The organism is Arboricoccus pini (genome assembly GCF_900187945.1).
Classification (GTDB): domain Bacteria; phylum Pseudomonadota; class Alphaproteobacteria; order Geminicoccales; family Geminicoccaceae; genus Arboricoccus; species Arboricoccus pini.
In genome coordinates this window covers 269,820-287,567 of record NZ_FYEH01000004.1, presented here as the reverse complement: position 1 = coordinate 287,567, position 17,748 = coordinate 269,820, and the positions used below count along the sequence as shown (strand labels likewise).

The window sequence follows — 17,748 nt, the reverse complement described above, 5'->3', positions numbered from 1 at the left end:
ATCGAAAAATTTCTTACTGGCCAAGGCGCTCGAGGAGTGCAGGGACATGGACCTGGTCAGTCTTATAGTTGCCGGTGAGCGCATACATCACGGCGTTGACGCCAAAGCGTCGGGCCATCTCGCGTTGTTCTTCTCCACCCGGGACTACCGGGAGAAGGCTGTTGCCAAACTCGTCGACGGCCCAGGCACCCGCCCAGTCATTTGCGCCGATGATGACGCTGGAAACGCCATCATTAAGCGACGTCGGTACCTGGTCGACCCATACGGGCTGACCCGTCCAACGCCCAGGGAAGTCCTGCAGGAGATAGAATGATCGGGTCAGAACATGGTCAGGCGGAACTTGCATCAACGGCGGGATATCCAGCCCGCGGAGGACTTGGGCCAGTCTTTGCTCGCCAGGTCCACCACCGTTCTGACCAGGCAGCAGGTCACCTGCGTCCTGCGTGTCGAACAGGATCATGCCGCCTTGACGCAAGTACGCCTCGATACGCTGGCGCTCGGCATCGTTCAGGTCCGGAAAACTAGGCGGCATGGGCCAGTAGATGAACGGATAGACTGCGAGATCGTCCGTAGCGAGGTCAATCGCCGCCGGGTCGGCGGGCTCGATTGAGGTCCGCATGCCCAGAACTTGGCCCAGGCCCTCCAGTCCGGCCCGGCTCATATCGTCAACTGATTGATTGCCGGTCAGCACATAGGCCAATTGTGTCTCGAGCGTGGCCTTCATGGCCTTGGAAGGTGGCTGGTTATCCGACTGCGCAAAGCTTGTGCTTTGGGAGCCAAGCAGTAGCACACACGCCGCGATGCCCAGCGCCGTCGCCCGTCCAAGCCTTAGCCCCAGCCCCCGTAGCGCTAAGCCGATCACCATGTCGGCCAGCCCGAGCAGGAAGGCAAGCAAGAGAAGCCAGGGGCCAAGACCAAATTCAGACGGCAGGGAAAACGTCTCCAATGGACCACCGAGCAACTCCGGTTGCAGCGCAATATAGTCGACGGCGCCTGTTTGCACGTTCAGGGCCGAGCGGGCGATCTGATCCTCGCTTGCATCGACCGAGGTCGGAGCATAGAGGCCGGGTGGATGCTGCGGGCCTGCGATTGCCTTTGGAAAATCGGCGGAAGATATGGGCGCAAGGCCGGCTGGCGACGGGCGAAGATTACCAAATCCATCGAGGACGGCGCTTGGATGAAGGCTGCCTGTCGGCATGCCGCCGGCTCCCGGTGCCAAGACCAGCGTCCGCCGAAGTATGTCGACGAACAGCCCCGATAACGGCAGTGAGGTCCAACTCGTATTCGCCGTCGTGTGCACGAGCAGGAGCCAGCCTTTGCCCATGCGTTTGCCCGTGATCAAAGGTGTGCCATCCGAGAGGCTGGCGAACGAGGCGGCCGCGAGATTTGGTCCGGGCTCCGCTAGTACCTGGCGGTTGACCGTCGCTTCCGGATTCGGGATGAGCCCTGCGAACGGGCCTTGCGGATTGAACTGGGTTATGGCGAGCGGCTGCGACCAGGAGAGGGCACCCCCAAGCTGCCTGTCTCCTCCCCTTAAGGCAACCGGGACGAAATTGTCGTGGCCAGCCGCGAAGCGTGGGCCGGCGAACCTCAGGACCACACCGCCATCGTCAACGAATTTCGATAGCTTTTGCAGCGGCTCGTCGGCAAGCTGACCCGTGTCGGGCAGGACAATCAAAGAAAGCGGCGCCGACGTGAGCTCCTCGATACTGGCCGTGCGAACCGCCGCAAAGGGCTTAAAGGCGCGTTCAAGAAAATAGTCTTCGGAGAGCAGCGGCTGGTCGGCTGTGTCGTTTGCGTTGCCGACAATGCCAACGGTCCTTCGTCGCCACCGCTCGTCCAAAAGGACGACGCCGCCTGCATTGAGCCGCGGCTGGAGTTCCAGTTGCGCGATCCTGTTCTTTAGGTCGACCGGCAGATCGAAGATCGCTGAGCCCAGCTTGTCCCCCTCGGCGAAATGCAACGCTGCGTGCGCCAGGACTTCGCCATCCGGGCCGATCGCGCGAATTTGCCGCTCGTCGGCTGGCCCAGGGAGTGGTCGCTTTGCGACGACTTTCAAGTCGCTCGATGAAGAATCTGGCGGATACAAAAGTGGTGGCATGGCAGCGCTATCGCCAAGAAACCTGGCAGGGCCAAGCGCGCTGATCCGATGCGCTAGATTGGCGGCATCCTTTTCGCTAGCCCGACTCGTGGCGATCGCGTCGCCGATCCAGACGCTGGTCACTGGTGCCTTCAAGTCAGCGAGCGCGGTCACGGCCGCCGCGCGATCTACCGCCCAAGGTTGCGGCATCCACCCGTCGATCTCCTCCAGCAGCCGGTCGACCGGCAGGCTCTCAAGACGAACATTACCTTGAGGGTCCGGCGCGGTGCGAAGGACCATTACCTCACGACCTTCCCGCTGCGCCTGTGTGGCGAACCGCTTGATCTGTTCCTTGCGCGCGGGCCAATCGGCCGCCGTTACAAATCCATCATCGACGACAAGGAGCAGAGGGCCGTTGCCGTTCAATTCGGCCGTCGGATTGATGATTGGATTGGCAATGGCCAGCACGATCAAGAGGGCCACTGCAAGGCGCAGTAAGAGGAGCCACCAGGGCGTTCGGGCCGGCGTTTCCTCCTCGTTGTCGAGCCTTAGGAGCAGACGAAGAGCTGGAAAGCTTTGTTGCTTTGGGCTGGGGGGCGTGGCCCTGAGGAGAAGCCAGATGACCGGCAATGCCAGGAGAGCCAGTAGGACCCAGACATGAGCGAAGGCAATGACCCCGAGGCTCAGCATGGTCAGCGAACCGCTTTTGGAGCTAGCATCTGGTAGAGTGCGAGGAGGCCGCTTTCAGCGGACCGGTCGGTCCGATGTGCTGCAAATCGCCATCCTTGACGTGAGGCCAGCTCTTGCAGCCCCTGGCGTTGTGCAAAGAATGCCTTTTGATAAGAGCTGCGCGTTCTATCGACGTTGCGGACCAGCGCGGTTCCTTCGCGTTCCAGTCCTTGGAACAGTACGCGGCCCGCGTAAGGCAATTCTTCCTCTGCAGGGTCGGTGACCTGCAGGACCGCGCCTGTGGCGCCATTCGCGGTGAAGGCGGCCAGACTATCCCTTATCTCGTGAAGCGGTTCGAGGAAATCCGAGATCAGGACAATTCGCGCAAAACGGGGGAGCCGATCGGGCGGCGGCAGCCTGACATCGTTCCGACTGAATGCCTCGAGCAACGACTGAGCGAAGTGGACAAGACCAAGTCGCCCGCTCCGGGGGCGCCCGCCGCTGCCCAAAGCGACGATGCGTTCCCCGCCCCGAACGAGCAGCGTCGCAAGTGCGAGAATGAGGATCAGCGCACGCTCATGTTTGCGCGGCCACACATCGGTGGATCGAAAGTGCATCGACGGCGATGAATCGACCCACAGCCAGACGCTCTCCGCCGCTTCCCACTCCTGTTGCCGTACGAAGATGTGCGCGCCCTTCGCGGACTGACGCCAGTCGATCGACTTGGGTTCGTCGCCTGCCTGATAGGCACGAAACTGCCAGAACGCCTCACCGGTGCCGGTACGGCGGCGGCCGTGGACGCCTTGTGCTACAGTCGCCGCCACGCGCTCGGCCTCGACAAGAAGCGCCGGCAGCCGATTGCTTAGATGTTCTGCTCGAGCACGAAGACGTTCGAGCTCGGGGCCGAAGGGCGCTCCCGAGGTCGTCAAATTCGCATTTCCATCTTGAACGGATCAAACATTGGTTAGCCTATCACGTGACGGCAAAGCCGCTCGATGATCATATCGATCGAAATACCTTCGGCCCGTGCGCCGAAGGTCGTGGCCATTCGGTGGCGAAGGACAGGTGCTGCCAGCGCCTTAACGTCTTCTATCGAAGGCGCAAGGCGGCCATCGATCAAAGCGCGCACGCGCACGGCAAGCATGAGCGCCTGACTGGCCCGTGGGCCTGGACCCCAGGCGATCAAGTTCTCTAGGTCGCTCACGATCTTGAGCTGAGGACGACCCGCGCGAACCAATGCAAGAATTGTGTCGACCAGCTTCTGGCCAACGGGCATGCGCCGCACCAGGGCCTGGATAGCGATCAACGATTCAGCGTCGAGGGCAGTTACGGGCGAAGTTTCCTGGCCGCTCGTCGTCGCGATCATCATGCGACGCTCGGCCTCCTCATCGGGGTAATCGATATTAACCTGAAGTAGAAAGCGATCCAGCTGAGCCTCGGGTAGCGGATACGTGCCCTCCTGCTCGATGGGATTTTGCGTTGCCAGCACGTGGAACGGTGTGGGTAGGGGATGAGTCTGCCCAGCAATGGTCACGAACCGCTCCTGCATCGCCTGGAGGAGCGCTGCTTGGGTGCGAGGGCTGGCGCGGTTGATCTCATCGGCCATAAGGAGTTGACAGAAAATGGGCCCACGGACGAAGCGGAACGAGCGGCGTCCTTGCTCATCCTCGTCGAGGATCTCGGAACCCAGAATGTCCGATGGCATGAGATCCGGGGTGAATTGCACCCGCTTCTCACTTAATCCCAACACCGTCCCCAAAGACTGCGCGAGCCTGGTCTTCGCTAGGCCTGGTACACCAACCAGGAGAGCGTGGCCGCCTGCTAGAACCGAGATGAGGGTCTCATCGACGACCTGACGCTGGCCGAATATGACCTTGCCAAGCTCTTCTCTTACTGCGGCGAGCTTGCTCATCGCCGTCTCGGCGGCTGTCACCATCGTCTCATCGTTAGTAAGGTCGGTCATGGGCTCCTTCCCCAGCTCCTGGCAGCGTAGCCTTCGCACTGTCACGCACTTCCCTAGTTGCCAGAGGTGACATAGGGTTCGACCTGCGGCAAGTGATCGTTGCCAGTCAAATGGGAGGGCTGGTCATCCGATCGATGAAGGGCTTTTCATCAGACCATGCCAGCATCGCGCGATGAGGGGAAGAAAGCGGCCCCGGGGGGCGATCGTCGAACGGAATTCGATCCGCTACGCACGCTCGAGGTCCTGAAGGGCGAGCGGGCGGATTGCGGCACCTTGTCGCTGTCGATCGATCGGCGTGGCAACTGGTACTATCGGGATTCCCTTATTGGTCGGCCGGAGCTCGCGGCATTATTCGCCCGAAGCCTCTATCGCGATGAGCGAGGGCGGCACTGGCTCATCACACCATTCGAGCAGGGCCTGGTGGAGGTCGAGGACTCGGCTTTCCTGGCTGTCGGCCTTCGACTTGGGTCTTCAACCTTTGGGATGAGGCGCTTTGAGTTCCAGACCAACATGGGTGTTTGGTATGGCCTGTCGGCGCTGCATCCACTGACCATCCGTCGAATGCCCAAAGGCGGCGATGCGCCCTATTTGCTGACCGAACGTGGTCTGGAGGCACGTCTCACGCAGGCGGTCTACCTCGAGCTTGCCAAGTATGCCGAGATCGAGAACGACGTGTGGGGTATCTGGAGCGATGGCCGCTTTTTCACTCTCGATGCGTTAGGATGAAAGCTCGGTCGACCGGATCCAATACCATGTTTGACCCCGTCCGGCTTAAGAAGAGCCTGGGAGCGTTCCCGAGCCGTCGCAACGGTGATCCGCTCGGCTGGGCCGTCGGAGCGAGCGAATTGAAGCCGGCAGCAGTGTTGATCCTTTTGATCGATCGTCCATCCGGCCCGACCATTTTGCTGACCGAGAGAACGAAAGATTTAAGAGGTCATCCGGGCCAGATCAGCTTGCCCGGTGGCCGTCTTGAGCAAGGTGATCCGGACGATGAAGCTGGCGCCCTTCGGGAAGCCCGTGAGGAAATCGCGCTGGAGCCGGACTTAGTCGAGGTGATCGGGCGTCTTCCTGCCTATGACACGACGAGTGGCTATCGGATTTTTCCGGTAGTCGGCTGGACTCATGCCCATCCCGAATTCTCGCCCAATCCCTGCGAGGTCGCGGACCTGTTCGAGCTGCCGCTGGCGTGGTTGCTCGACCGGAGAAACCATCGGTGCGAACGTCTCTCAGGCCAGAACGGCGCAAGGATCTCTATGCTGCTGGACTTTGAAAACCGGCGAATTTGGGGGGCTACCGCTGCAATTCTAATTGATTTTGTGTCGCGTATAGTCGATCCGCCATCATGACGCGAATATTCGTCATTCTCTTACTTCTATTAATTTTTAGAATATTGACCTATATCGTCAGGCGATTGACTCTTGGTTTAGATCTCGCAACGCGCAGCGGATCGCTCTGGCCAACGCTGTTCCTCGTAGCGATGGTGATCCTCATCGTGGCGAGCGTGCTCGCATTCATGGCGAGCGGCGAACCGCCAGGCGGAACCTACGTTCCGCCTCATCTGGACAAAAAAGGGCAGGTCGTCCCGGGCGCTGTGCAGAGGGAAAATGACTGAACTCCCGCGTCTGCGTTCGCCTTGGTTAAGGGATCCGGCGGCGCGTCGACTTTTCGACGCACTGGGCCGGACCGGACGGCAGTCCCGATTCGTCGGTGGTGCCGTGCGAGATGCGATTTTGGACGATCAGGCAGACAATCACGATCTCGACGTCGCGACGCAGGCGAGACCGGAGGAGGCGATGGTGCTGCTTCAGGATGCCGGCATCAAGGTCATTCCGACGGGCTTGCGCCATGGTACGATAACGGCTCTGGTCGATGGGGGGCGATTTGAAGTAACCACCTTGCGCCGTGACGTCCAAACAGATGGACGTCATGCTGTTGTGGAATTCACCGATGATTTTGTGGTCGATGCGGCGCGCAGGGATTTTACCTTCAACGCACTGAGCTGCAGCCTGGACGGAACGGTCTTCGACCCCTTCGATGGCGTGTCGGATCTAAAGGCCGGGCGAGTCAGATTCATCGGCGAACCCGATCTTCGCATCCGCGAAGATTATCTACGCATCTTGCGCTTTTTCCGCTTTCTAGCCCGCTTGGGACAAGAGCCGCCTGATCTCGCCGCGCTGGCGGCATGCGTGCGTCATCGAGATGGTTTGAAGTCTCTGGCCGCTGAACGTATCTGGAGCGAGCTCAGTCGGATTTTGGTCGAGCAGCGCGCCGTCCTCAGTATCAAGCTGATGGAACAATCCGGTATCTGGAGGTTGATCGTCCCTTACCAGCCTGACCTTGCCAGTCTCAGACGGCTGCATGAATTCGGCATCGCGCCGGGGCCGATACTGTCCCTTGCCGTGCTTTTGTCACTATCGAGGCGATTTAGTCGTCCTGAGGCCGAAAGCTTGGGCGCGTCGTTGAAGTTATCGCGGCGAGAGCGCAGCCAACTTCTCCTGCTTCTCACCGAAGAGCTCCCTGACGAACTCGACGACTTCGACAGCCTCCGTCGATGGTCGTATGTCAGAAATATGCCGCTACGTGAGGCCGCGGACTTCCTAACGTTGATCTGGGTGAGGCGTGACGGCGACCCAACGGCGTTAGTCAAAATTCTAGCAGCAGCGAGCGCTTCATCTCGGCCGGTTCTGCCGATCACGGGCAACGACTTCATCTCAAGGGGCATCGATCCCGGGCCGGCGCTTGGAAATATCAAACGGCAGGTCGAGGCAGCCTGGGTGGATAGCAACTTCTCTTTAGACCGTTCGGGGTGCTTGGCTCTGCTTGATCGGCTGGTGGTGGGACGACTTGACAAACATCCCTTTGAGCAACGATAAGGCGCTCCGCGGAACGCCCCAATGCGGGTCTCCCTTTGGGGGATAGTTTAACGGTAGAACTCTCGGCTCTGAACCGAGCAGTCTTGGTTCGAATCCAGGTCCCCCAGCCATAATTTGCCTATTTGTTGACGGCCTGGCGCTGTCGCGTCTTTCGTGCGCGATATGCAGCGCCCTCTCCAGCGCTTGAGCAGCGCTGTGGCCGGTGCCGCTTCGCCTTTGACGCCATCCATGGCGCTTGTTCCATTGGCGTTGGAGCCATTGCGCGATCCTATCCATGGGGCCGCGATCGAAGGAGATTTGGCGGTGCGGCCCGGGCTGATCCATCTTCGTCAAGATTGCGCTCAAAGCCGGCAGGCGTTCACGCAGAATGAGCTGATTAACATCGCGCCGTCCAAGGTGGTTCGGTACGTGCCGGTGCGTGGCCTTTGAAAAGCAACGTCGATCGGTCTCTGCCAGTCGATGGGAACGGAGTTCCCGAAACCACCGTTAATTCGGATAATTCCTGACGCGCTAATTTAGCGGTAGGGGTCTAGGCACTCCGGCCGCGTACAAAGCCGGACACACAAATGCCATTCAATGTCTGCTTGATAATCATGGCGGGAGGCGCGTTGGGCACATTGGCCCGCTATGCCATATCCGTCCTGACGTTGCCCATCAGTCGCGATCTGCCCTGGGGCACCATCGTCATCAACATAACGGGTTCTTTTATTATTGGTTTGTTCGGCACGCTGACCCTCGCACAAGGCAGATTTCCCGTCTCGGAGAATACGCGGTTATTCGTGATGGTTGGAGTTTGCGGTGGGTATACGACCTTTTCATCCTTCAGCCTGCAAACGCTGGACCTTTTGCGGTCTGGCGCCATCGCGAGAGCCGCTTTGAACATTGTGGCTTCTGTCGCGCTTTGTATAGGTGCCGTCGCCTCGGGACATCTTATCGCCGCTCACCTAAACGGGAGTGTCAGGCAGATCGCGCATCTCGACATCGATAAGGAGGCATAGTTGCGCATTCCAACATCGAGGCGTTTCGACGTTAGCTTGGCGTATCCCCGTTGCATGATGCCGATCAATTTGTCTTATGGTGCGTTAAAGAGCGGCCGAACCGGAGAGTTCGTGCGTTGAAACCCATTGATGACGGAGTGGGTCGAGATTGGACCGGGTCGGGGGACAGGCTTTTGAGTGGCGGGATGCTTTTGACGATTTTGCTTTGTCCACCGATAGCGGTCTATTGGACTGTGGGTGCCGGCCAGGAGTTCAGCTTGAACGTGATGCTGACGCTCCTGGGCTATCTGCCCGGTATCATCCACGCGGCATACATTGTCTCGACGCATTGGCCGACCCACGCCTGAAACAGACCTGGACCGGTATCGGCTGCCGTGTGCCCAGCTCGGTGTAAATCTACCGATGATGTCGATCTCAGACTAAAAAGATCCGTGGGCGGTTGGACTAGGCGCCTCCCTGACCATCATCCAGGCATCGTCACGGCCGTCGAGAATGTGATCTCTTCGGCGCTCTTTAGTGATGGGCGGAGACGATCTTCGCCAAGGCTACGCCGGCAAGGTGCCGGCCAGGGCATTGCCACGCGTGCGCCGCGACCGATGGCGTGCCATGAACCTACTGCGCTTAGGATTTCGGCAACGCTCGACTGCGAGCGTTGATTTCTGGTGCTGCCGATTGGAATCGAACCAACGACCTCGTCCTTACCAAGGACGCGCTCTACCGACTGAGCTACGGCAGCATCTAGGTCCCGGTGGAACCCCAGCTTGACGGCGTGCTAGATGCCATAAGGTTCCAGGACATGCAAGGCGGGCCGCATATGCCGGATGTGAAGCATAAACAGGAGACCGAGGCGATCAGCAGCGTCACCGACGACGCGGCCAACGAGCGCAAGGCTCGGCTGGCAATCCAGTTACGCGCCAACCTTCGTCGCCGAAAGGCCCGAGCGTCAAAGCTCGCTGAGGCTAAGGAAAGGTCGTCCTTTATGGTCAAGGATGAAGGCTGATCGATACCAGGCCTTATTGAGCGATAAAACGCCATGGCCTATGAAGGGGTCTAGGTTTCACGGGCGTTGGCGCCACGCGCGTTTTCGCATTCGAGATGGGGTATCTACTGCATGTCGCTCCTGCCGGATCACCGGATCCGCGAACTTGCGTTGACCAAAGGTATGATCGAGCCGTTCGTCGATCGGCAGACACGCGAGGGAGTGATATCCTACGGTCTTTCGTCATATGGCTACGACGCCCGCGTGGCGCCGGAGTTTCGCATCTTTACTAATGTCGACAGTGCAGTCGTCGATCCCAAAAATTTCACCGCGACAAGCTTCGTTGAGCGCGACGGTGATTCATGCGTTATCCCGCCCAATAGCTTCGCACTGGCGCGTACCGTCGAGTATTTCCGGATTCCACGCGACGTCCTGGTGATCTGCCTTGGCAAGAGCACTTACGCGCGCTGCGGCATGATCGTGAACGTCACGCCACTGGAGCCCGAATGGGAAGGCCATGTGACTCTCGAGATTTCGAATACCACGCCGCTTCCCGCGCGGGTCTACGCCAATGAGGGTCTGTGCCAGTTCCTGTTTTTGCAGGGGCAGGAAGCACCTGAAATATCCTATGCCGATCGGCAAGGGAAATATATGGGCCAGCGAGGCGTGACGTTGCCTCGGCTTTGAAAGCGTAGAACAGCAGGCGCGACGAGCGCCTTTACCAGACGCAGGCGTGAAAGATCACATCATGGATCGGCTTTTGATAACTGGCGGCCGCAAGCTCGAGGGGACGCTGGCGATCAGTGGTGCCAAAAATGCCGCGCTGCCGTTGATCGCGGCCACGCTTTTGACGGGAGACACGCTGGAACTACGCAATGTTCCGGAATTGGCCGACGTCGTCTCAATGATGCGTTTGGTCCAAAGGCTCGGCGTCGCATCGACATACCTTCCTGGCGAGCCGGGGCGCGTAGCCTTTCATTGTCAGGAATTGCTTAGCACCACCGCGCCCTACGACCTTGTTCGAAAGATGCGTGCATCGGTCCTTGTCCTCGGGCCCCTACTGGCGCGCGGTGGCGAGGCTATCGTCTCCATGCCCGGAGGCTGTGCCATCGGCACGAGGCCGATCGACCTGCACCTGAGCGGCATGGAGCGTCTGGGAGCGATCATCGAGCTGTCGCAAGGCTATGTGACAGCCCGGGCGCCGGCGGGTGGCCTTAAAGGTGCGCGTATCGAGCTTACTCAGCCCTCGGTAGGCGCCACGGAAAATCTGCTTATGGCTGCGGCGACTGCTAAGGGCACGACCACGATCATAGGTGCCGCGCGCGAACCGGAGATCGTTGATCTTGCCCTTTTGCTCTCGAGCATGGGTGCCGCGATCGAAGGAGCTGGAACGAGCACCATTACCATCGAAGGCGTAGCGCAACTGCACGGAGCCGTGCATTCGATCATGCCCGACCGCATCGAGGCTGGCACTTATGTCATGGCAGCTGGCATCACCGGTGGCCGGCTGCACATCACTGGCGGCGATTTAGGGCTGCTGGGTGGTGCTCGGGAGAAACTAGAGGAGGCCGGCTTGCAGTTTACGGACACCGCCGACGGCTTTGCCGTCAGCGTGGCATCGGAGGGGCTTCGCGGTACTGACGTGATGACGCGGCCCTATCCTGGATTCCCGACGGACTTGCAAGCGCAGTTCATGGCCCTCATGTGCAATGCAGAGGGTGCGTCGATGATCACCGAGACGATCTTTGAAAACCGTTTCATGCATGTACCGGAACTGGCGCGGATGGGGGCTCAGATCACCATTCACGGCGGATCGGCGCTGGTGCGAGGGCAGGGCGCGCGCGGAACGACGCTTAGAGGTGCGCCGGTGATGGCCACTGATCTGCGCGCCTCGGTCTCCCTGGTTCTGGCGGCTTTGGCTGCCGAAGGGGAGACCGAGATCAATCGCATCTACCATCTCGATCGCGGCTACGAGCATCTCGAGCAGAAATTGCAGGCAGTTGGGGCATGCGTCGAGCGTATCCCGTAGCGAGCGCTCTATCGCATCGGCGCCGGTCCTTAATGAAAGAGCTGAAATGAGTGACAAGCTTCGCCTGAAGGCAACCGATGCGGAGGATCTAGGAGTTATTTCCGCCGTTCTCCAGGATGCCCGCGTGTCGCTCCGGGAAATGGCCTATATAAAAGACGAAAAGCGTTTTTTGGCGGCGTTCACCCGCTACCGACGTGAGCGCCAGTCAGATCCCAAGACATGCGAGGGACTGACTGAGATCATGAGCGTGCTGACGTTCCAGGAAATCTTCGAGGTCAAATATAAAGGACTCGATCCAGAGAATCCGGACGCATCGCTCTCGCTGCTCACGATCGCCACCGAGCCCGGCAAGAGCTACGCTGTGGAGATCAAGCTTGTCTTTGAAGGCGAGGCGCAGATTTCGCTGCGAACGTCGAAAATCGCTGCCGTACTCGACGACTTCGGTGAGCCCAGGCCTTGCGCGATAACGCCATGTGATCACGAAGCATCAATTCTTCCTGGGTGGACCGAGAGTTATGACGCTCAGGCTTGATACCGCCCGTGCCGGATTCGAGCGTTCCTTCGTCGACTATGTGAATGCGCGTCGGGACGAGCAAGCGGATGTGCGCGATGCCGTGACCGCGATCATCGAGCGTGTCAAAATGGAAGGTGATCGCGCAGTCGAGGACCTTACACGCCGATTTGACGGCCTCGAAGCATCGATTGACGATCTGCGGGTTAGTGCCGATGAGATGGCTCTGGCGTTCAAGGACCTGTCCGCTGAGGCACGCCAAGCTCTCGAGTTAGCTGCTTCCCGGATCCGCGCCTTCCATGAACGCCAGCGTCCCGAGCCGAAACATTGGGTCGATGCGCAGGGGATTGGGCTGGGACTGGCCTGGACAGCGATCGACGCGGTTGGCCTCTACGTCCCTGGTGGTACGGCGGCCTACCCAAGTTCCGTACTCATGAACGCGATACCCGCCAAGGTGGCGGGCTGCTCACGCTTGGTGATGGTCGCTCCCGCACCCAAAGGTAATCTTAACCAATGGGTCCTGGCGGCCGCTCATCTGGCGGGAATCGACGAAGTTTACCGGATTGGAGGCGCCCAGGCGATTGCGGCGCTTGCTTATGGCACTTCGATGATTCGTCCCGTGGATAAGATCGTCGGCCCGGGCAACGCATTCGTAGCGGAGGCTAAGCGCCAAGTCTTTGGTCGGGTTGGTATTGATATGATAGCCGGTCCTTCCGAAGTCGTCGTAATTGCCGACGGCAGCTGCGATCCTTCTTGGATCGCCGCCGACATCTTGGCCCAGGCGGAGCATGACACACGAGCTCAGTCGATACTTCTAACGCCGAATGCCGAGTATGCAGAGCGGGTCGCAGTCGAAGTCGAAAGGCAACTGGCCGAATTGCCGCGTAAGGAGATCGCGCGAGAAAGCTGGGAAAAGCTCGGTGCGATCATCAAGGTCGTGTCGCTTGACGAGGCAATCCATCTGTCCAACCGTCTGGCACCTGAGCATCTTCAATTGGCAGTTGAAGCGCCTGAACGCCTCTTGGACCGGGTGCGGCATGCAGGTTCGGTGTTCATCGGTTGCTGGACGCCCGAAGTCATCGGCGACTACGTGGGTGGACCCAATCACGTATTGCCTACAGGCCGAACCGCCCGATTTGCCTCTGGCCTTTCGACCATCGATTTCATGAAGCGGACGACCTTTCTCAAATGTGACAGCCAGTCCTTCTCGGCATTGGCCGTCGAGGCCGCGACGATGGCGCATGCCGAAGGGCTCCAGGGCCATGAGCGCGCTGTCCGGATAAGATCCGCCCCAAGCGGAGTATAACGCTTTGAGCAAGCCGACGTCGCGTATCGTCAAAGTTGTGATCGACGAACGAAGCGTCATCCGGTGGAGCCCGGAAATCGAACATGAGCGAAATGTAGCGATCTTCGATCTTATCGAAGGCAATAGCTTCGCATTGAAGGACGGTCCGGCAGGTCCCTATGAGTTGATGATGGGACTTCGCGATTCAACGCTCGTCTTGGAGGTGAAGGCCTATCTTGGTGAACAGGAGATACTGATACCGGTAAGATCGCTGCGAGGGGTCATCAAAGACTATTTTCTTATTTGTGAAAGCTATTTTTCCGCCATTAAGGGCGCGACGGCAACACGGATCGAAGCGTTGGATATGGCGCGTCGAGGCTTGCACGACGAAGGAGCCAAGCTTCTAGCAGACGTACTGGAGACTAAGGTCAGCATGGACGCTGGAACAGCCCGACGATTGTTCACGTTGATCTGCGTCCTGCATGTACGCAGCTAGCTTTTGCCGATGTCGGATCTACCCTCCAGTGTCCTCTTCGCCTGCACGTTCAATTCAATTCGATCGCCGATGGCGGAGGCTATTCTCAAGTTCCTTCATGGGCGGCAAATCTTCGTCGACAGTGTGGGTGTTCGCCCGGGCGAACTCGACGCAATGGCCGTTCAGGTGCTCGACGAAGTCGGCATTGACCTCTCCCGTCATAGGCCAAAGCTCTTCAGCCAACTCGAAGATGGTTATTTCGACCTCGTGATATCGCTGTCGCCCGAAGCTCAGCATAGTGCGGTTGAGTTGACGCGTGATAGCTCCTGCGAGCTGGAATTCTGGCACATGATGGATCCCTCCGAAGTGGAAGGAAGTCGCGAACAGCGTATGGCAGCCTATCGTCTTCTTCGGGATCAATTATTCACGCGGATTCGAGATCGGTTTCCTCAGCAAAACGTCCGGATTATCCTTTGATAAGCGGGAGGCTAGTGGCTTGTAACGCGTTCATGATTTCCTCGGCAGGGAGAGGACGGCAAAGGTAGTAGCCTTGGACTTCAGTACATCTTAATGCCTGCAGGAGGCTAAGCTGTGCTTGAGATTCCACGCCCTCCGCAACGATCCGCATACCAAGATTCTCGCCCAATCCGATGATGGCCTTGACGATCGTCAGGCTTCCATGGTCGCGCTCAATCTCCGTCGTGAACGAGCGATCGATTTTAAGGGCTTGGATCGGAAAGCGGCGAAGATAGCCGAGGGACAAATAGCCAGTGCCAAAATCGTCGATCGCCAGCCTTACGCCGATGGCGGTCAAGTCCTCCATCCTTTGTTCTGCTTCTTCTGCGTCACCCATGACCACGCTCTCGGTCAATTCCAACTCAAGCAGTTCCGGCGCAAGATTGGTCTCTCGCAAGACGTTGGCAATGGTGGCGGGCAGATCATCGAGTTCGAACTGACGCGCGGACAAGTTCACCGACAGACGCAAATTGGGACGGTCGAATTGTTCTTGCCATCGCCGAACTTGTCGGCACGAGACGCCGAGCACCCAATTTCCGATCGGGACGATCAGCCCCGTCTCCTCTGCGAGGGGGATGAATTCGCTTGGAGATACCATCCCGATCTCGGGATGAAACCATCGCAGAAGAGCTTCGACACCCAGGATCTGTCCGTCAGCGACACTCACGATCGGCTGGTAATATACAACGAACTCTCCTTGCTCGAGGGCTCGCCGTAATCGGGACTCCAGCATCAGGCGCTGGAGCGCAGTGCTGTTCATCTCGTCGGCATAGAATTGAAATCGATTACCTCCCTGTTCCGCCGCTCTGGCACAAGCCGTCGTCGCGTTCTGCATCAACATTTCAGCGTTGGTCCCGTCACTCGGGTAGAGCGCGAGGCCGATGCTGGCCTACAGGGAGAGTTCATGATCGGCCAGGACAAGGCCACTCCGGATGGTCTCGAGCAGATGCCTGGCCATTTTGCCGGCGGCTTCGACCGATCCGACATTCGGAACGAGAATGATGAATTCGTCGCTTGAGAGCCGTGCCGTGGTTTCCTGCTCGCCCAATTGAGCCACCAGCCGTCCAGCTACGGCACTCAGGACCTGGTCGCCGGTTGCGAAGCCCAAGGACTCGTTGATTAATCTGAAGCGATCGAGATCGAGAAGAAGAACGGCCACCATGCCGTTAATAACGCGTGCATGCTCGAGGCTTTGCAATAGCTTCTCAAGAAAAAGACGACGATTGGGAAGTCCTGTTAGGACATCGTAGAAAGCAAAGAAGTGCAATGCCTCTTCGTTTTCTTTCTGAAGCTGCACGTCGCGCAGCGCCAGCACGTAGTCCCGCGCGCCCTGATAAGCGACTGATCGCGCCCGGACCTCGATCGGAGCAAGCTCCCGCCAACATGATCTCGCTCCGCGAGGGATCCGCGGACAACCGGTCGACGAGCGCTTCGAGAGCGCCGTTGGTTCCGTCGACCCGTTTTAGCAAATCGTCGAGTTCGCAGCCCTCGAGGGAGCCAGTCTCTCGACCAAACATGCTGTTAGCCTTGGCATCGGCACGCAGGACCCGGCCGAATTCGTCGACCAGAAGAAGTCCGTCATTTGCTAGGTCCAAGACGGCCGAGAGGTGTGCCTCTAGCCGACTGGCTTCAAGGGGCGACGGCTCAACTTGATCGACGATATCCATAACAGCCAGGAGCTTGGAAGGTCTCGTCGAACTGGGATCGTGGATGAGCTGAAAATGGAATTTGATGAAGATTGACTGATACGGGTCGCCCAATCCCGCCTCGATGGTCACGATTTCGCCCGTCTGGTTGGCGCGCAGCAGCGCCTGCGTGACCGATGGAGCGAAGGATGTATCGACGAGGGTCTGAAGGCCTGCACCCGTTGCCAATCTGTCGCCGAAATTCCTGTGCGATAGCTGAAGAGCGGCTTTGTTGATCTCGGCTATGATGCCGCTGCCACTTATCGTGAACGCAGGCTGGCTCAAAAGTTCGATGGCGAGAAATTCGTTGCTTGCCTTGCCTCGAAGGCCAGCGGCGCTTGGACGTCCATTAATGACATCTTCGCTCGGCCGGACGACCAGGAGGGCGAATTCCTCGTCGACACGCGCTGCGTGGACAAAGAGTGGTATTGCTTCATTGTCGAGCGGCCAATGCAATCCCCCGTTGACCGGAGCAATCTCGACAAAGGCTTGGTCCACGAGGTTCAGCCAATCATCAAGATGGCGACCGGAGACGTAGCGGGTCACGTCTCTACCCATCGCCCGCCGGATGGAATCGGCTAATGGCGTTGCGGGCTCGTTGCTAGCCCAGACGATGTCGCCTCTCTCTGAGACGAGACAGACGAGGGCATGTAACTGTCCAGCGAGCGCTGCCCCCAGGCGGATCAAGTTTGAGTTGCTCGTTATGCCTTCCCGTAGGTCGTGCGTGGGCCTGAGCGAGCCGACGACATGGAAAGCCAGCGCGGAATGGGACGATTTTAAGGCCTGCGCCCGATCCAGCACTCGTCGAATGGATCGGTTGGGCAGCCGCACCCGATAGCTTGTCTCAAGTGATTCGCCGGCGATCAACCGTTGATGATGTTCGCGCAAAAGCGCCCGGTCATCCTCCACGACGATACCGGTAAGACCGTCGAGTTCTTCCAAATCTTTGATCGAATAGCCGAGATTGGCTTCTGCGCGCCCATCGAGCCAAAGCATCTTGAAGTGAAGATCATCGGTAATTTCCATGACATAGAAATGATCATCCGAAAGGCTTTGAAGTCTCGGCAGCGCCGCGAGTATCGTGGAGACTAGGTCGTGACGAGCATCAGTGGAGTTGCCACTCTGAATCCACAGCGATACGAGATCGCGTCTGGCGGGGATCTGGACGATGCGTATCCGTGCCAGGAGGTCATGATCGTCTGCTGCTCTGAGCGGTAACAGGAAGTCTTCGCTTTTCTCTCGGGCAAGGGCACGGGTGAAGGCGATGAATGCCTCCCGGCCTAAGCCGCGGCCGCGCAGTGCTCGCACGCTGCGGCCTATCAACTCTGTACGGGAATAGCCCAGAAGCTCGTTGAGCTTGCGGTTGACCATAACGATCTCAGGGAGCAGGCGATCGCTTTCCTGTCGTTTCAGGACGATCAGTGCTTCCTGACAAAGGTCTAGAAGGCCGGGTATGTCTGGCGGTTCGATCACGTTACTCGTCGGCCCAATGAGTTAACCGACAAAATCGGCGCTCTTTTTGAAGCGCGGTCGCCATACTTGCGGGTGCTGGCAACTTCAGGCGGGATGACGATGTGGCCGCGTTCCTTCTTTCGATCTGCGATCACGTCGCCCCGCTCGCTCCATCGCACGCCGCCGCTGACGTCTCTGCGAGACTTCCAGCTTATTTATGCCGTCAACCCCGT

Annotated in this window: 19 protein-coding genes and 2 tRNA genes; 14 read left to right on the top strand and 7 right to left on the bottom strand. The window is 58.8% G+C overall.

Features of this window, described 5'->3' with window-relative positions:
• Positions 1 to 13: 13 nt before the first annotated feature.
• Genes CFB17_RS07785 through CFB17_RS07775 form a run of 3 tightly spaced genes read right to left on the bottom strand, consistent with a single transcriptional unit; the run spans position 14 to position 4,712 of the window.
• Complete coding sequence (locus CFB17_RS07785; protein ID WP_088560835.1) at positions 14 to 2,770, bottom strand: DUF4159 domain-containing protein; 2,757 nt, start codon at positions 2,768 to 2,770, stop codon at positions 14 to 16.
• 2 nt (positions 2,771 to 2,772) lie between these two features.
• Complete coding sequence (locus tag CFB17_RS07780) at positions 2,773 to 3,678, bottom strand: DUF58 domain-containing protein (RefSeq protein WP_088560834.1); 906 nt, start codon at positions 3,676 to 3,678, stop codon at positions 2,773 to 2,775.
• A 35-nt stretch (positions 3,679 to 3,713) separates the two neighbouring features.
• On the bottom strand, positions 3,714 to 4,712 hold the full coding sequence (locus CFB17_RS07775; RefSeq protein ID WP_088560833.1) for an AAA family ATPase: 999 nt from the start codon (positions 4,710 to 4,712) through the stop codon (positions 3,714 to 3,716).
• Positions 4,713 to 4,868: 156 nt separating this feature from the next.
• On the opposite strand from CFB17_RS07775, the gene CFB17_RS07770 reads away from it, so the two are divergent.
• The 7 genes from CFB17_RS07770 (at position 4,869) to CFB17_RS07735 (ending at position 8,930) form a co-directional block, all read left to right on the top strand.
• Positions 4,869 to 5,438 carry a DUF1285 domain-containing protein gene (locus tag CFB17_RS07770; RefSeq protein ID WP_088560832.1) on the top strand — a complete coding sequence of 190 codons (570 nt, stop codon included), beginning with the start codon at positions 4,869 to 4,871 and terminating at the stop codon, positions 5,436 to 5,438.
• Positions 5,439 to 5,464: 26 nt separating this feature from the next.
• Positions 5,465 to 6,058 carry a CoA pyrophosphatase gene (locus CFB17_RS07765; protein WP_165769489.1) on the top strand — a complete coding sequence of 198 codons (594 nt, stop codon included), beginning with the start codon at positions 5,465 to 5,467 and terminating at the stop codon, positions 6,056 to 6,058.
• Positions 6,055 to 6,324 (top strand): DUF6111 family protein, encoded by a 270-nt coding sequence (locus tag CFB17_RS07760; protein ID WP_088560830.1) that lies wholly within the window; start codon positions 6,055 to 6,057, stop codon positions 6,322 to 6,324. Before CFB17_RS07765 ends, CFB17_RS07760 begins: the two co-directional genes overlap by 4 nt.
• Entirely contained in the window at positions 6,317 to 7,585 is a 1,269-nt protein-coding gene (locus CFB17_RS07755) for a CCA tRNA nucleotidyltransferase (RefSeq protein ID WP_088560829.1), read from the top strand. The genes CFB17_RS07760 and CFB17_RS07755 overlap by 8 nt, the downstream gene beginning before the upstream one ends.
• 36 nt (positions 7,586 to 7,621) lie before the next feature.
• A tRNA-Gln gene (locus tag CFB17_RS07750) sits at positions 7,622 to 7,695 on the top strand.
• Positions 7,696 to 8,151: 456 nt separating this feature from the next.
• The gene (gene crcB / locus CFB17_RS07740; protein ID WP_088560827.1) at positions 8,152 to 8,583 is read left to right on the top strand and encodes a fluoride efflux transporter CrcB; all 432 of its coding nucleotides are present in this window, start codon (positions 8,152 to 8,154) and stop codon (positions 8,581 to 8,583) included.
• 185 nt (positions 8,584 to 8,768) lie between these two features.
• Positions 8,769 to 8,930: a YqaE/Pmp3 family membrane protein gene (locus CFB17_RS07735; protein ID WP_088560826.1), complete on the top strand. Its 162-nt coding sequence runs from the start codon at positions 8,769 to 8,771 to the stop codon at positions 8,928 to 8,930.
• A gap of 313 nt (positions 8,931 to 9,243) precedes the next feature.
• On the opposite strand, the gene CFB17_RS07730 is transcribed toward CFB17_RS07735, so the two are convergent.
• Positions 9,244 to 9,319, bottom strand: a tRNA-Thr gene (locus tag CFB17_RS07730).
• A 60-nt stretch (positions 9,320 to 9,379) separates the two neighbouring features.
• On the opposite strand from CFB17_RS07730, the gene CFB17_RS07725 reads away from it, so the two are divergent.
• From CFB17_RS07725 to CFB17_RS07695, 7 genes are all read left to right on the top strand, one after another.
• Positions 9,380 to 9,583 carry a hypothetical protein gene (locus CFB17_RS07725; protein ID WP_207761973.1) on the top strand — a complete coding sequence of 68 codons (204 nt, stop codon included), beginning with the start codon at positions 9,380 to 9,382 and terminating at the stop codon, positions 9,581 to 9,583.
• A gap of 111 nt (positions 9,584 to 9,694) precedes the next feature.
• Entirely contained in the window at positions 9,695 to 10,249 is a 555-nt protein-coding gene (gene dcd, locus CFB17_RS07720) for a dCTP deaminase (protein WP_088560824.1), read from the top strand.
• Between the two features lie 61 nt (positions 10,250 to 10,310).
• Complete coding sequence (murA, locus tag CFB17_RS07715; protein ID WP_088560823.1) at positions 10,311 to 11,591, top strand: UDP-N-acetylglucosamine 1-carboxyvinyltransferase; 1,281 nt, start codon at positions 10,311 to 10,313, stop codon at positions 11,589 to 11,591.
• 46 nt (positions 11,592 to 11,637) lie between these two features.
• Entirely contained in the window at positions 11,638 to 12,123 is a 486-nt protein-coding gene (locus tag CFB17_RS07710; RefSeq protein ID WP_088560822.1) for a DUF2948 family protein, read from the top strand.
• Complete coding sequence (gene hisD / locus CFB17_RS07705; protein WP_088560821.1) at positions 12,107 to 13,408, top strand: histidinol dehydrogenase; 1,302 nt, start codon at positions 12,107 to 12,109, stop codon at positions 13,406 to 13,408. Before CFB17_RS07710 ends, hisD begins: the two co-directional genes overlap by 17 nt.
• Before the next feature lie 4 nt (positions 13,409 to 13,412).
• A complete protein-coding gene (locus CFB17_RS07700) occupies positions 13,413 to 13,883 on the top strand; it encodes a UPF0262 family protein (protein ID WP_088560820.1) in 471 nt (156 codons plus the stop codon).
• A 9-nt stretch (positions 13,884 to 13,892) separates the two neighbouring features.
• A complete protein-coding gene (locus CFB17_RS07695; protein WP_088560819.1) occupies positions 13,893 to 14,339 on the top strand; it encodes an arsenate reductase ArsC in 447 nt (148 codons plus the stop codon).
• On the opposite strand, the gene CFB17_RS07690 is transcribed toward CFB17_RS07695, so the two are convergent.
• The 3 genes from CFB17_RS07690 to CFB17_RS07680 are packed head-to-tail and all read right to left on the bottom strand — an operon-like array spanning position 14,329 to position 17,536.
• Positions 14,329 to 15,219: a putative bifunctional diguanylate cyclase/phosphodiesterase gene (locus CFB17_RS07690; protein ID WP_088560818.1), complete on the bottom strand. Its 891-nt coding sequence runs from the start codon at positions 15,217 to 15,219 to the stop codon at positions 14,329 to 14,331. The genes CFB17_RS07695 and CFB17_RS07690 overlap by 11 nt on opposite strands.
• Before the next feature lie 48 nt (positions 15,220 to 15,267).
• The gene (locus tag CFB17_RS07685) at positions 15,268 to 15,675 is read right to left on the bottom strand and encodes a diguanylate cyclase domain-containing protein (RefSeq protein WP_243389790.1); all 408 of its coding nucleotides are present in this window, start codon (positions 15,673 to 15,675) and stop codon (positions 15,268 to 15,270) included.
• A complete protein-coding gene (locus tag CFB17_RS07680) occupies positions 15,584 to 17,536 on the bottom strand; it encodes a PAS domain-containing protein (RefSeq protein WP_088560817.1) in 1,953 nt (650 codons plus the stop codon). Before CFB17_RS07680 ends, CFB17_RS07685 begins: the two co-directional genes overlap by 92 nt.
• Between the last annotated feature and the right edge of the window lie 212 nt (positions 17,537 to 17,748).